Origin of the sequence: Acinetobacter sp. AS167 (assembly GCF_037152175.1) — a bacterium.
GTDB lineage: Bacteria > Pseudomonadota > Gammaproteobacteria > Pseudomonadales > Moraxellaceae > Acinetobacter.
In genome coordinates this window covers 178,591-193,119 of the sequence record NZ_JBBCMP010000001.1, presented here as the reverse complement: position 1 = coordinate 193,119, position 14,529 = coordinate 178,591, and the positions used below count along the sequence as shown (strand labels likewise).

Below are 14,529 nucleotides of genomic sequence, written 5' to 3'. Positions count from 1 at the left end.
CTTGAGCAAACCTTTTTTATAAAATATCTGCTTTCCATACATCTTCGTATTCATCAGCATCTATCATAAATCTAAAGCCTTCTTCTAAAGCAAGGTAAGGAATCGCATCAGGAAAAACCTCTTCAAGCTCTTTTACACTGATCACATCAAAAAAATCTTCACCCTCTTCCAACTCACCACCATAAATAAACCATGACACGTTTTCAGCATCTGGCTGTTTACGTAAACCCACGATCGGTTCTTTATTTAATGTTTGCTTAGCGATAGCCACGAGATCCGTTTCATTGACTTTGATATAGCGAGAGTCAAATTCTTCACACACTAATTTCTGTTCTTCTACAAAATCTTGCAACATGTACATTTCCGAGCGATTGGATTTTGTCAAATTGTAAGCTGACAGTTTGACAATCACAATCAATTCACCAAAAGAATCTTGCATCAAGCATTTATTTTGTTAAACTTGATTATGTTACATTATCAAGTTGAATCGTGATGAAGCCAAATTTAAATTCTCCATCGAAATTAAGTGATAGCACTGTAAGGGAAAAATTTAAATCAATGAATCCCCTCATCTCTGTTATCGAGTCTATTTCAATGCAAGATCTACTTACAATTGAATTTCGTAGCAACATTCGCATTCCTTATCCTTTAGAAACTGTTGCAGCAGGCTTTCCATCACCCGCCCAAGACTATACTGAAAAGAAAATTGATTTAAATGAACACTTAATTCATAACCCTATTGCAACCTTTATGTTAAAAGTTAACTCCTTATCAATGAAAAATGCAGGTATTGAAATTGGAGATGAAATCTTAATTGATCGTAGTCTAGAGGCTGAACATGGCGATATTGTTTTGGCATTAATCAACAATGAATTTACAGTCAAACGCTTTATGCAAGTTAAAGTATCTACAGGAATTTATGATATTTGGCTCAAAGCAGAAAACCCTGATTTTCCAGATATTCACCCACACAGTGAAGAACAAATTATGATTTGGGGCGTAGTTACTTATATTCTTAAAAAATTAAAATGATCATTAAAAGTGGCAGCACTGGTTTATGCTAATCATCTTAAAGTTTCATTTGCGATACTCTTGTAAGCCAATACTCACTAAAAATAGGTTAAAAAAATAATTGTTATGATTGAATCATTAAGACGCCTAGCACTCTCTCATCAGGGTCTAATTTCACCTACTTCGTTCGGTACAGGGTTATCTGGAACACGCCATGCCATTGAACATCTTGGCTATGTCCAGATTGATACAATTTCAGTAGTAGAACGTGCCCACCATCATATTTTATGGAACCGTGTTCCGGATTATCAACAAAGCCATTTAAATCAACTGATCAAACAACAACATATTTTTGAATATTGGTTTCATGCAGCATCTTATTTACCGATGCAGGATTATCGCTATGCACTTCCTCATATGACATCGATTAGAAATGGAGAGCATCGTTATTTTAAGCACGGTGATCAAGCTTTTATGAATGAGATTCTGGCTCGGGCGAAAGCTGAAGGCAGTATTCGATTACGTAGCATTGAACAAGGCAATAAGCAAAATTCGGGGGGCTGGTGGAACTCAAGTTTAGCGCGTCGTTCTATTGAACAATTGTTTATGCAAGGCGATTTGATGATTTCTGAACGTAATGGTATGGAAAAAGTCTATCAACTGACTGAATATTGTATTCCAAGTCAGCTTGATCTGAGTGTTCCTACATTAGAGGAATATGCCTACTACTTGTTCAATACCACGCTTCGTGCACATGGCGTGTTTACATGGAAGCAATTGTTGCATTTAAAAGTTGGACAAAAGATCCGTAAGGCAATGCGTGACATTGTCAATGAAAAATTAGATGCGGGTGTAATCACCACTTTAGCTCAATTAGGCAGTAGGGACAAAGATAGTCAAAATCTTTATATCCCAACCGATGCCTTAGAACGGATCCCGACTATTGAGTTGAAAGTCAAACTTCTCTCTCCTTTTGACAATCTGGTGATACATCGTGAACGTCTAAATACCCTGTTTAAATTTGATTATCGATTGGAATGTTATGTGACGCCACCTAAACGTATATTTGGTTATTTTTGTCTACCTATTTTATATGGGGATCAAATTGTGGGACGTATAGATTGCAAAGCACATCGGGCAAAAAATCAACTTGAAGTCATCAGCCTACATTTTGAACCCTATCATCTTAATCATACTATTTCGGATCCAGCGCATTTTTTTAGCACACTAAACACTGAAATACACCATTTTGCCCAATTTAATCAATGTATAAATATAAATGAAGGTCTTCATAAAATTCTTGATCATAGCAAGAAACAATTCAAGTGATAGGTAACGTAAGCTTAAAATCAAAATGCTTTAAAAGCATAATAAAGTCAAACCACTTAATTATTCATACAATTGATTTGCATCAAGTCATTGATCATCAATAAAGCTTATGTTTTGTATGAAGTTTTTTGGTTATGAATAAGTTTTTGTATTATTGAATTCTAGAGGATTATCCTGCCGTGGAGCGACATAAATATCGCCTATCGTTGTAAGGTGGGAATGCGATGGTACAGGACGTTCCCTTGCACAACATAAGCAAAACAAAGCACGGCTTTTTTTGCAGTGCAAGGTTTATTATCTTTTGGAGGCATCGCCTACGCAAATTAAATTTAAACTTCCCCTCTAATATGTAGCTGTATATATTCTTGTGTATGCGTTTTTTTACAGGTTAACTCTATCTAAATCTAAAATGACAAAACACCTAAGTTGAGGCGTTTCGTCATTAAAAGCTACGATTGAGTTTAGTTCAAAGCCCTATTTTTGCTGAGGCTTGTGTTGGTTTTGCTGATTTTGTTGAGCTTGTTGGTTGGATTGTTGCTTTTGCTGGTTTTGTTGATTTGATTGTTGATCTTGCTGACTGTGTTGCTTCTGCTGTTGATTAGATTGATTGGGCTGACCTTGTTGGTCGTTCTGCTGATTCTGTTGTTGATTAGCCATTTTCATATCCATCCTTTTCAATATTGGGATATGCCGTACAAATCTACGACAACTGTTAATTTAGCCCTTTCAGTTTTCTATACAAGGATTGAGATGTTTCATTTTTCGACATTGTAAGTTGCAATTTAAGATATACCTTTTAAAAGAATCACTTCTCTATTCAGCATTTTTACCTAAATTACTTAAACCACTACGAAGCTCAACAGTGCTTATTAAGTTTTGTATCTCGCCAATCCCTTTATTGAAATCATCCCGTCCAAATGATGAATAAATCCACATTTGATTTGAATTTATTTTAAACATCTTTTAATATTTAACTTGAATTTGTAACTTTTTCAAGATATCTCATGAGTGAACAAATTTTTGCTTTGATCGACATTAACAATTGTTATGTCAGTTGCGAACGCGTATTTAACCCCAGTTTAAATAACAAACCAGTTGTCGTATTAAGCAATAATGATGGTTGTGTCGTTTCACGAAGCAACGAAGCCAAGGCGTTAAATATAGATATGGCTATCCCTTGGCATGAAGTTGAACAACAAGCCCAAAAAGCCGGAGTACTCGCCTTTTCAAGTAACTATGCTTTATATGGTGATTTTTCAGATCGTTTTTTTAAAATTTTAAAGATTTTTTTTAAAGATGAGGATTTGGAAGCCTACTCTATTGATGAGTGTTTTATCAATCTCAGTTCCTATCAAGACTTATTCGTTCTACAGGATTACTGTAGAAAACTCATCGAAACCATCCAAAAATGGCTTGGTCTACCCTGTTGTATTGGTATTGGCTATAGTAAAACCCAAGCAAAGCTTGCCAATAGTTTTGCCAAGAAACGGCGCGGCTTTGATAGTGTCTGTGACCTGACTGGTTTAGATTTGTGCAGTTTTGAAAGTTTACTACTTGAAACCAGTGTCGCTGAGGTCTGGTGTGTTGGACGTAAAACCAGCAAACGGTTACAAGCTTATAATATTTATAATTGCTATGACTTAACTTTTGCCAATGAACATTACCTTGCACGCGAGTTTTCAGTGGTCATTGGACGCACCATTCGTGAGCTAAAAGGTCAATCCTGTATTGCTTTGGACGATGCAGACATTCCCTCAAAACGTATCCTTTCGTCACGCAGTTTTGCATCTGCTCTAAATAATGTTGAGATTATTAAACAAGCCATTATTTTCCATGTCAATCGTGCACATCAACGACTAAGCAAGCAACGCCAACTGTGTGCAGTTGTGCATGTTTCCTTATATGAAAAAGTTGCTCAAGCACCCTATAAAAAGGCACAAAGTAGTGTCATTGGCTTGATGTATGCAACAGACGATTTGATGATTTTAACCAAGTCAGCATTACAGCAAATTGATGTTTTATTTAAAGAAAATTTAAAGTATGTAAAAGTCGCCGTCATGTTCTCAGCACTGCATGGCAAAAGCCAGCACATCAATGACTTATGGCATCCTGTAGACTTTATTCAGCAACGTGATCAACTGATGGATACACTCTCCAGTATGAAACAACGCTTTGGCTCAGACTGTATTCAAGTAGGTTATCATTCCGACAAAGAAACATGGAAAATGCGTCAGCAAAATCGTTCTCCAAGCTATACAACACGTTGTAGTGACATCTTATGTATTGATGATAGCCATATGGCTGTTACACAAATCAAATGAATAGTTTTGGTCACTCAGTTTAAAATGAAGTCTCTGTAAAACATCTGCTAAAAATGTCATATTTTAACATTGCCATTTACAGACAAAATTAACATTATATAGCCCATACAAGGCACTGCGTTTCCGCGACGATTCAAAGAAAATATAAAGTATTTGTGGAAAAATATGCCATAATATGCAAACTTTGCAGACATCTTGCAATTTTTTTTGCGACTTTTGAATTGGAGCACTCTCAATGAGTTCGACCATTTTGGTCATTCACGGACCAAACTTAAACTTGCTAGGAAAGCGCGAACCTGAGGTCTATGGTCACCTCACATTGGATGACATTAACCAACAACTGAGTCTCCAAGCACGACAAGCTAATATGAGTTTAGATACTTTTCAAAGCAACTGGGAAGGAGCTGTGGTCGATCGTATTCACCAAGCACAACAAGACGGCATAAAATTTATCATTATTAATCCTGCCGCGCTGACCCATACCTCAGTTGCTGTACGTGATGCTCTACTTGGCGTTGCGATTCCATTTATTGAGGTACACCTTTCTAATGTTCATGCACGTGAAGCATTTAGACATCATTCTTATTTATCAGATAAAGCTGTTGGCGTCATTTGTGGTTTAGGTGCCAAAGGCTATTCTTTTGCACTTGATTTCGCCATCGAAAAACTTAAATCTTCAACCCAATCATAATTTAGGAATACGAACCCATGGATATTCGCAAAATTAAAAAGCTCATCGATTTGATGATCGAATCTGATCTTCAAGCAATTGAAGTGAAAGAAGGCGATCAATCGATTGCTTTAACTCGCCGTAATCCTGTGGTTGCTGCTGGTGTAGCACCTATTGCCCTTCCAACCGCTGAAGCGCCTGTAGTTAAAGCTGCCTCTCGTGGTGCAGTAGAAACGTCTCCAATGGTTGGTGTGTTCTATTCAGCACCAAGTCCGGGTGAAGCACCATTTGTGAATATTGGTCAGACTGTTTCTGCGGGTGAAACTTTAGGTATCATCGAAGCAATGAAAATTATGAACCCTATTGAAGCAACTCAAAGTGGTGTAGTTGAAGAAATTTTAGTAAAAAATGGTGATGTAATCCAGTTCGGTCAACCTTTATTTCGCTACCGCGCGTAATACCTCGGGGGTTGATATGTTGCAAAAAGTTTTAATTGCAAACCGAGGTGAAATTGCATTACGCATCACTCGTGCTTGTAAAACTTTGGGAATCAAAACTGTCGGAATCTACTCAGATGCTGATAAAGATTTGATGCATTTACGTTTTTGTGATGAAGCCGTATGTATAGGTCCTGGCGCAAGTAGTGAAAGCTATTTAAATATTCCAGCCATTATTACCGCAGCAGAAATTACAGGCGCAGATGCCATCCATCCAGGTTATGGTTTCTTATCTGAAAATGCTGAATTTGCAGAAATTGTAGAAAACTCAGGATTTATTTTCATTGGACCTCGTCCCGAACACATTCGTCTGATGGGAAATAAAGTTTCCGCAATTACGGCGATGCGTAAAGCAGGTGTTCCAACAGTTCCTGGTTCTGCTCATGCGGTCACACCAAACAATGCATTGGCTGAAGCCAAAGAAATTGGTTTCCCATTGATTGTAAAAGCTGCTTCAGGCGGTGGTGGGCGTGGGATGCGTATTGTTGAGCGTGTTGATACATTACTTGAATCTGTTCAAGCTGCACAACGTGATGCTGAAATGTGGTTCGGGGATGATACGGTTTATATGGAGCGTTTCCTACAAAAACCACGTCATGTTGAAGTACAAGTTTTAGCCGATGGTAATGGCCAAGCGATTCATTTATATGACCGTGACTGCTCTTTACAGCGTCGCCATCAAAAAGTGCTTGAAGAAGCACCTGCACCAGGTTTACCAGAAGAAGCGCGTGCACATATTCTTGAAGCTTGTGTCAATGCATGTAAGTTGATGCAATACCGTGGTGCTGGTACTTTTGAGTTCTTATTTGAAGATGGTGAGTTCTTCTTTATCGAGATGAATACTCGTGTTCAAGTTGAGCATCCGGTGACTGAACAAGTGACTGGTGTTGATATTATTGAACAGCAATTACGTATCGCTGCAGGTCTAGGTTTAAATCTTCAACAAGAAGACATTAAAATCGAAGGTCATGCGATTGAATGCCGTATCAATGCAGAAGATCCGTCAACCTTCTTACCATCACCAGGTAAAATTGAATCATTCTATGCGCCAGGCGGTGCGGGTATCCGTTTAGATTCTCATATCTATCAAGGCTATAGCATTCCTCCGTATTATGACTCAATGATCGCAAAGTTGATTTCTTATGGTAAAGATCGTGAAACCGCGATTGCCCGTATGAAACAAGCCTTGGATGAGATGATCTTAACTGGAATTAAAACCAATATTCCATTACATAAAGATCTGATTCTTGAAGATAAAAACTTCTGTTCACAAGCAATGGATATTCACTACCTTGAAAAACACTTATTAAAACAAGTTCAAGGACATGAAAAAGAAGCTTAATATACATTCGCTAATCCCGTAAAAACCCAATAAAAAACCTCTGTAAAATCAGAGGTTTTTTATTTTAAAGCAAATGCTTCATTACTTAGACAAGCATTGATGCTTTAAATCGACTTAAGGCAAGACTCTGCGTAAAGTAGCAAAGCACTGATCCCCTTTGTCAGAAATACAAAAATTCAAGGTGTTCTTATTAATCCACTTCACAAAATATTGGGTAACTTCACCAGACTGATCTTCTTTACGTCCTGAACAATCTGTTTCATTATTTTCATAGCGAATTTGCATGATTAATGCAGGTGGCTTTTCCAACGTATTATCCGGTGAAGGTTGATAATCAAACAGACCAGTTGACCACTCTTTGGCACTATTCACCACCACTTCATTGGAACCACGGAAATTATAATATTCTGTACATTTCTTATTTTCTGGAATTTCCATACCCCATAAGCCTAAAATTTCAGGGCGAGTATTTATACGAATTGTGCTTGTGGTATTGGTTGCAGCCACAGTCGTAGGATTGGTTGCTTGAGGTTGAACTGTTTCAGCTCTCACAAAAGGTGAAAGGCTAAGCAATAAAGAAATTATAAGTGCTGTTTTTTTCATACCAAGTCTGTATGTAATATTTCATCAGACATAAATTAGCATAGATTTAGAATAAAACATGTAAAATTAACCATATATGAACAATCTTTCTTGTGTAATCTATGCAAAAAACATTTTTGTGACGAGCCCGAATTAAGGTAACTAAAACTATTGATTTATCGATACAAATAGATATGATTACTGATTAATACCTTAGCAGAGCCAGATAAAATATTGGCTTAGAGATTAATCCCTCTTTAGAATAGGTTAGTAAATTGCCTCGAGCTCTCGCATATTTAAGTCAAGTGCTTAAAGACAACATCTCTGCATTTTTTATTATTGCAATGATTATTTTTGTCTGTGCATTGGCTGGAATATTGGGTAGACCCTTATCTTTTCTTGCCATTTTTTGGCCCGCAAATGCTGTTTTACTTGGACTCTTTTTAAGGTTTCATCGCTTAAAAAATATAGGTGGATGGATTGGTGCATTTATCGCATTTATGCTTGCAGATCTGCTTACTGGCAATTCATTTTTAATCACCTTCTTTCTGACTTTAGCCAATCTAACTCACGCCGTGGTCACATTAGGCCTGATTCGTTTTTTTAAACTAGATTATAAACAATATAATAAAGGTCTAACATTTTTATACTTATTTGCAATCAGTGCCTTTGGCGGTTGTTTAGCCTCGCCAATCGTCGCAAGTTTAACTGTCCCTTATTTACCAAACACCTTTATGATTATGGATAGAATCTGGGTCGATTTTGGTATGTGGTGGACGGGTGAAATCCTCAATGTTATTGCCTTTTTACCGATTATATTGGCAATCCCAGATAAAAAAGCCATTCAAAACCATATCCAACAATTTAAACAACAGCCTTTTCAATACGAAAAATTTCTTCCGCTATTGGGCGTGATTTTCTCCGTCATTCTGACTCATTTTTTTCTGGGTCCAGGTGCAATCATGTTCCCAATTGCAGCGCTAGTCTGGGCTGCACTAAGCTATAATTTATTTTTTGTCTCTATCATTAACTGTATAGTGTGTATGCTGCTCTATAATGCATTGACTGCATATTATATTGCTCAGTCACCCGATGCCTATTTGGGCACCACACTGTCTGTACGCATCGGTTTAATGATGCTGGCTTTGGGGCCATTAACCCTCGCTATTATCAGTTTAAATCGACAAAAGCTTTATCACCAAATCTTATACTTAGCCAATCATGATGGCCTCACCACCACACTAAATCGTCGTTATTTCTATGAAGAAAGTGAACGCACCATTGCTGAGGATGTTGAAAAACAACAAGCACACAGTGTCACAATTTTGGTTTTAGATTTAGATCATTTTAAAAAAATTAATGATCAATATGGCCATGTGATCGGCGATTATGTTTTGCAAGAGTTTACCCATCAAGTCAAAGCACAAATTCGCACGAATGATCTATTTGGTCGCTTAGGTGGCGAAGAGTTTGCTATATTATTAAAAGATCTATCTTTAGATCAAAGTATTGCCATTGCACAAAGAATTTGTAATAGCGTTTTCAATACCCCGATTCATTTAGATGATCAACGTAGCTTAAATATCAGCGTCAGTATTGGCTTAAGTTATCAGACTTTACCCTATTGCATACCTTTTCAACAGCTGATAAAACGAGCTGATGATGCTTTGTATTTAGCCAAGGAAAAAGGTAGAAATCAGCTTTGTTTAGAAAAAACCATCGAACAAAACCAAAACATATTTGCCCAATAACTCAAAACAGCAAGGGAAAGCTATGAAGTTTTCAGAATATATTCAATATGATGGTATCGGTTTAGCACAACTTGTAAAAAACAAGGAAGTACAAGCACATGAATTATTAGAAATCGCAATTCAACGTGCTGAACAAGTTAATCCTAAAATTAATGCGATCGTTATTCCTATTTATGAACATGCATTAAAAAACACCCAAAATTATGCGACTGGTCCCTTTTCAGGTGTACCATTTTTACTCAAAGATCTACATCAAGAATATGCAGGTGTCGCAACTTCATTTGGTTCCAAATCGTTTAAAAATGCGCAATATATTGCTAAAGAAAATTCAGAAATCGTCAATCGCTGGGTGAAATCTGGGGTAGTCACTTTCGGATTAACCAATTCGCCTGAATTTGGCATTAAAGGTATCACTGAACCTGAAGCTTGGGGCAGTTGCAAAAATCCATGGAATTTAAAACACAATAGTGGCGGCTCTTCTGGAGGTTCCGCTTCTGGGGTTGCAGCAGGTATCGTACCGATTGCGGGTGCAAGTGATGGAGGTGGCTCTATCCGAATCCCAGCTTCATATTGTGGCCTATTTGGCTTAAAGCCAAGTCGTGGACGTACGCCTTGGGGACCTGAAATCAGTGAAGCAATGCATGGTGCTGCGATGCAACATGTTTTGTGCAAATCAGTCCGTGATAGTGCAGCCATGTTAGATGCCACTCAAGGCTCAGATCGCACTGCTCTTTTCAACATCCAAAGCCCGACTGAACGCTACTTAGACATCATTGAAAAAGCTCCAAAGCGTCTGCGAATTGGTTTTTCCACTGTTTCCCCAATTGGAACCAAAGTTTCAAAAGATGCAGTTCAAGCTATCCAAAAGACTAGCAAACTTTTAGAATCTTTAGGACATATTGTTGAAGAGGCAACGCCTCAAATTGACGGTATGTCTCTTGCCAAAGACTTTATTACCACATGGTTTAGTCAATGCGCTTATACGGTCAATCAAGTCAAACAGAAATTTGGCGCAACAGATCAAGATTTTGAATTAGATACACTGGCAATTGCCGCATTTGGGGCCAAGGCTTCTGCTGTGGACTATATTAACAACCTCAATAACTGGGGTGTTTATGTTGCAAAAATGAACCATTTCTTTGAGCATTATGACTTATTTTTGATCCCGTCTACAGCCTCAGTAGCACCGAAAAATGGTGAGGTAAAAACACCATCTTGGCAGGTTCCGATTTTAAAAGCCTTGCTCAAAGTTGATCAAGCCCACTTACTGGCAAAAGGTAAGTTAGTTGAGCAAATGATTAAAAATAATTTGCAGTGGGTTCCATTTACTCAATTGGCCAATATCACGGGCTTACCAGCCATGTCAGTACCTTTATATTGGAATAAAGATAATCTACCTTTAGGTTCACAATTTATTGCCCCTTTTGGACGTGAGGATGTGTTATTACAACTGGCGGCACAATTAGAGCAGGCGCAACCTTGGGCATCTAAATATCAAAGCATCCTATTATAAATTTTATCTGCTTGAATATTCCCATTAAACATCGGGTACTGATGTGAATATTTATTTCAGAATAAGGCTTATTTTAGAGCTGATTATTAGATTTTGAGTTACTAAAAAATGAGCATTCAATACTCAGTCATATTTTGAACTAGTATGCAATGAGTTGCTTTTATATTGATGAATTATACATGATCGAGCTATTGCGTGGCGACGGCTCTCGCCCATTGAGCGTGGGAATGCGGGGGTTACAGGACGTACCCTTCGCACAACATGAGCAAAAACAAAGTATAGCTTTGTTTGCAGTGCGAGGTTTGGCATCCCTTGCCAAAAGTGAGGCATCGACTACGTGAACCTATTTAAGCGCCAATAGTAAAGTAGGGCATTGTAAGCTTTTCAATCATAAATATTCATTTCCATAGAGAAGTATAAGTTCCAAGTTATAAAGTTTACTTTTGTAAGATAAATCATATAATTCGTATATTTATTAGGTTTCTTTCACAAGTCTTTTTAAAAGCATAAATCGATGTAAAAGCACCCTCATCCTAGCCTTCCTCCCAAAGGAAGGAAGAAGTTTCATACTAATATGATTTAATTCAAATGATCATCTTCAAGCTACAAAAGAGACCTAATCAAAATTTAGAATAATAATCAATTAGATAGATATAAAAACCTGCATTACGCTAAAGTTAAAAGACTTTAGCATTTTTTTGCATAAGCAAATCAACAATCAAGACAACCACTTATACAAAAAAGTCATAAGATATGCCTGTTTTTTGATATCTGGCAATATAAGTCATGTTTGGTCCTGTTGAGTTTATTCTAGCTGGCGTTTTAGTCGGCTTCTGTGTAGGTATTACTGGTGTAGGCGGTGGTTCACTTATGACCCCCATCTTGATTAGTTTATTTCGAATAGAACCACACATCGCAATCGGAACAGACCTACTTTATGCAGCTATTTCTAAATTTTGTGGCTCAATGGTTCACGCTAAAAAACTGAATATCGTTTGGCCGATTGTTCTCTGGTTAGCTTTAGGCAGTGTCCCTGCTTCATTTATCACCCATTGGGTTTTAGACAATTATCTCAGCAGTTCAACGCACTACAAAGCCATTTTAACCATGGTGTTAGGCTTTATGCTGACCATAACAGGCTTGTCTATCGTGTTCCGTTCTAGAATTGAAAAATTCTTTGCCAAATTTCGTGCAGAAAAGCAAGATTTTCATGAAGCCAATAATTTCAACATTGAAGGCAAACGCACTTATGTGGTGATTATGGGGATTGTACTGGGTGTGTTTGTGACCCTTTCTTCTGTAGGTGCTGGCGCATTTGGTATCATGGCACTGATCCTCATGTTTCCAAATTTACCCATGATTCGTATCATTGGTTCTGATGTTGTACATGCTGTTTTATTAACCTCTGTTGCTGGATTTGCACATATGACATCTGGCAATGTAGATTTTCATCTGCTTGGATGGTTGTTGGTGGGCTCAATTCCTGCAATTGTGGTGGGAACCTTAATCAGTTCTAAAATGCCAGAAAAAATGATTCGCAAGGTTTTGGGGATCACCCTATTTGCCTTGGGTATTAACTTTATCTTAAACCCAGTTAAATCCAAACCTGTAGAAAAACCACAGGTTGCAATGGTGACGCCATCCGTCCAACAACCACAGGTTTAAAATTAAGCTTTTATTAATAACTAATAGTTATGAATTGACCGCAAAGTTTTAATGATTTATTTATGACAAAACTTCGGCCAATTCGTGTTATATTCTGACCACTAAAAATACTTTCTGTATGTTTCTAATACCCAGTGACGGCAATGAATACATTAAATTCAAATCCAATTACTCAATCAGATATTGATGACGTGAATGTCCAAAGCATTCAAACGCTGGTAACCCCAGCGGAACTTAAAGCTGAATTACCATTAAATGAAAATGCCTACCAAACTGTACTTCATGGTCGGGAAACTGTTCGTAATATTTTAGATGGTAAAGATAAACGTCTATTTGTTGTGATTGGCCCTTGTTCTATTCATGACCCTGTTGCAGCACATGATTATGCAAATCGTTTAAAAGTATTAAGTGAAAAAGTAAAAGATACTTTATATATCATCATGCGTGTTTATTTTGAAAAACCTCGTACCACCGTTGGCTGGAAAGGTTTGATCAATGATCCAGATATGAATGATTCTTTTAATATTGAAAAAGGTCTACGTTTAGGGCGCAAACTATTGCTTGAGTTAAACGATAAAGGCTTACCTTGTGCAACTGAAGCGCTTGATCCAAACTCACCACAATATTACCAAGATCTTATTTCATGGTCTGCAATTGGTGCACGTACAACGGAAAGCCAAACGCATCGCGAAATGTCTTCTGGTCTTTCGTCACCTGTAGGCTTTAAAAATGGTACAGATGGTGGTTTAACCGTTGCAACCAATGCTATGCAGTCTGTTAAACATGGTCATAGTTTCTTGGGTTTAAATAACGAAGGCCAAGTTTCAGTGATTCGTACTAGTGGTAACCCTTATGCACACGTTGTATTACGTGGCGGTAATGGTAAGCCGAACTATGATGCGGGTTCTGTTGCTGAAGCGGAAAATGCATTAGCAAAAGCCAAAGTCAGCAATAAAATCATGATTGATACCAGTCATGCCAACTCAAATAAAGATCCGTATTTACAACCGCTTGTGTTGAAAAATATCACCGAACAGATTTTAGATGGCAACAAATCTATTGTCGGCATTATGGTTGAAAGCCATATCAAAGGTGGGCGCCAAGATATTCCTGAAAATCTGGCTGATTTAGAATATGGTAAATCTGTGACTGATGGCTGTATCGATTGGGAAACCACTGAAAAAGCACTTCTGGAAATGGATGCAGCTTTAAAAGAAATTTTACCAAATCGTTAATTAATATAAAAACGCCATCTACATAGATGGCGTTTTTGTTTATGATGTTATTAAACATTTTCTGTAAGAATGCTATGAACGAACTTGAACAAGAACTCTGTCAAATCGCAAACTTCCAGTTTGTCCACGAACATTTACTGACTTCAGGTCAGCCGAGTGCTGAACAACTGAAACAGATTAAAGAATACGGCGTAGATACAATCATCAATCTGGCATTTACAGATGCCAGCTTACACCTTGAACATGAAGATAAAATCTGTGCTGAGTTTGGACTCAACTACATTCAAATTCCAATCCATTGGGATACACCAGCAGATGATCAATGCTTATTTGTGTTAGATTTGATCGCGCATTTGGTACAGGAAAAAATCGTTTGGGTACATTGTGCGAAGAATATGCGGGTGAGTTGTTTGATGTATTTATATCGCCAATATTATATGGATATCGATATGCCAGCCGCACAAGAGTTGATGCATCAAATTTGGGAACCCAATGAAACTTGGACTGGTTTAATACATGCTGTTGCCTTACAACTACAAGGGCGTAAAGCCACTGAAGATTTACAACACTCTTTGATGAATGCGGATCAGTTTTCTTAAACCAGCATAACAAC

At 37.6% G+C, this 14,529-nt stretch carries 14 protein-coding genes; 11 read left to right on the top strand and 3 right to left on the bottom strand.

All coding sequences use genetic code 11. The annotated features are described in order from the left end of the window. Positions 1 to 16: 16 nt before the first annotated feature. The gene (locus WFN33_RS00980) at positions 17 to 355 is read right to left on the bottom strand and encodes an immunity protein Imm33 domain-containing protein (protein WP_336950899.1); all 339 of its coding nucleotides are present in this window, start codon (positions 353 to 355) and stop codon (positions 17 to 19) included. Between the two features lie 239 nt (positions 356 to 594). Between WFN33_RS00980 and WFN33_RS00975 the strand changes: the two genes are divergently transcribed. Continuing rightward, on the top strand, positions 595 to 1,032 hold the full coding sequence (locus WFN33_RS00975; RefSeq protein ID WP_336951464.1) for a LexA family protein: 438 nt from the start codon (positions 595 to 597) through the stop codon (positions 1,030 to 1,032). A gap of 105 nt (positions 1,033 to 1,137) precedes the next feature. Beyond that, complete coding sequence (locus tag WFN33_RS00970; RefSeq protein ID WP_336950898.1) at positions 1,138 to 2,340, top strand: winged helix-turn-helix domain-containing protein; 1,203 nt, start codon at positions 1,138 to 1,140, stop codon at positions 2,338 to 2,340. Positions 2,341 to 2,814: 474 nt separating this feature from the next. On the opposite strand, the gene WFN33_RS00965 is transcribed toward WFN33_RS00970, so the two are convergent. After that, a complete protein-coding gene (locus WFN33_RS00965; RefSeq protein ID WP_336950896.1) occupies positions 2,815 to 2,997 on the bottom strand; it encodes a hypothetical protein in 183 nt (60 codons plus the stop codon). A gap of 347 nt (positions 2,998 to 3,344) precedes the next feature. Between WFN33_RS00965 and WFN33_RS00960 the strand changes: the two genes are divergently transcribed. The 4 genes from WFN33_RS00960 (at position 3,345) to accC (ending at position 7,170) form a co-directional block, all read left to right on the top strand. Next, a complete protein-coding gene (locus WFN33_RS00960) occupies positions 3,345 to 4,661 on the top strand; it encodes a Y-family DNA polymerase (protein WP_336950895.1) in 1,317 nt (438 codons plus the stop codon). A 235-nt stretch (positions 4,662 to 4,896) separates the two neighbouring features. Then, positions 4,897 to 5,352: a type II 3-dehydroquinate dehydratase gene (gene aroQ / locus WFN33_RS00955; protein ID WP_336950894.1), complete on the top strand. Its 456-nt coding sequence runs from the start codon at positions 4,897 to 4,899 to the stop codon at positions 5,350 to 5,352. A 17-nt stretch (positions 5,353 to 5,369) separates the two neighbouring features. Then, positions 5,370 to 5,789: an acetyl-CoA carboxylase biotin carboxyl carrier protein gene (locus tag WFN33_RS00950; protein WP_336950893.1), complete on the top strand. Its 420-nt coding sequence runs from the start codon at positions 5,370 to 5,372 to the stop codon at positions 5,787 to 5,789. Positions 5,790 to 5,805: 16 nt separating this feature from the next. Continuing rightward, on the top strand, positions 5,806 to 7,170 hold the full coding sequence (gene accC, locus WFN33_RS00945) for an acetyl-CoA carboxylase biotin carboxylase subunit (RefSeq protein ID WP_336950892.1): 1,365 nt from the start codon (positions 5,806 to 5,808) through the stop codon (positions 7,168 to 7,170). Positions 7,171 to 7,284: 114 nt separating this feature from the next. Here accC and WFN33_RS00940 read toward each other — a convergent pair whose 3' ends face one another. Beyond that, positions 7,285 to 7,773 carry a hypothetical protein gene (locus WFN33_RS00940; RefSeq protein ID WP_336950891.1) on the bottom strand — a complete coding sequence of 163 codons (489 nt, stop codon included), beginning with the start codon at positions 7,771 to 7,773 and terminating at the stop codon, positions 7,285 to 7,287. Between the two features lie 254 nt (positions 7,774 to 8,027). Between WFN33_RS00940 and WFN33_RS00935 the strand changes: the two genes are divergently transcribed. From WFN33_RS00935 to WFN33_RS00915, 5 genes are all read left to right on the top strand, one after another. Then, on the top strand, positions 8,028 to 9,503 hold the full coding sequence (locus tag WFN33_RS00935; protein WP_336950890.1) for a GGDEF domain-containing protein: 1,476 nt from the start codon (positions 8,028 to 8,030) through the stop codon (positions 9,501 to 9,503). Positions 9,504 to 9,525: 22 nt separating this feature from the next. After that, complete coding sequence (locus WFN33_RS00930) at positions 9,526 to 11,016, top strand: amidase (protein ID WP_336950888.1); 1,491 nt, start codon at positions 9,526 to 9,528, stop codon at positions 11,014 to 11,016. Between the two features lie 786 nt (positions 11,017 to 11,802). Further along, complete coding sequence (locus tag WFN33_RS00925) at positions 11,803 to 12,681, top strand: sulfite exporter TauE/SafE family protein (RefSeq protein WP_336950886.1); 879 nt, start codon at positions 11,803 to 11,805, stop codon at positions 12,679 to 12,681. A 143-nt stretch (positions 12,682 to 12,824) separates the two neighbouring features. Next, complete coding sequence (locus tag WFN33_RS00920; RefSeq protein ID WP_004719768.1) at positions 12,825 to 13,916, top strand: 3-deoxy-7-phosphoheptulonate synthase; 1,092 nt, start codon at positions 12,825 to 12,827, stop codon at positions 13,914 to 13,916. Between the two features lie 74 nt (positions 13,917 to 13,990). After that, positions 13,991 to 14,515 carry a protein tyrosine phosphatase family protein gene (locus tag WFN33_RS00915; RefSeq protein WP_262086223.1) on the top strand — a complete coding sequence of 175 codons (525 nt, stop codon included), beginning with the start codon at positions 13,991 to 13,993 and terminating at the stop codon, positions 14,513 to 14,515. Positions 14,516 to 14,529: the final 14 nt, after the last annotated feature.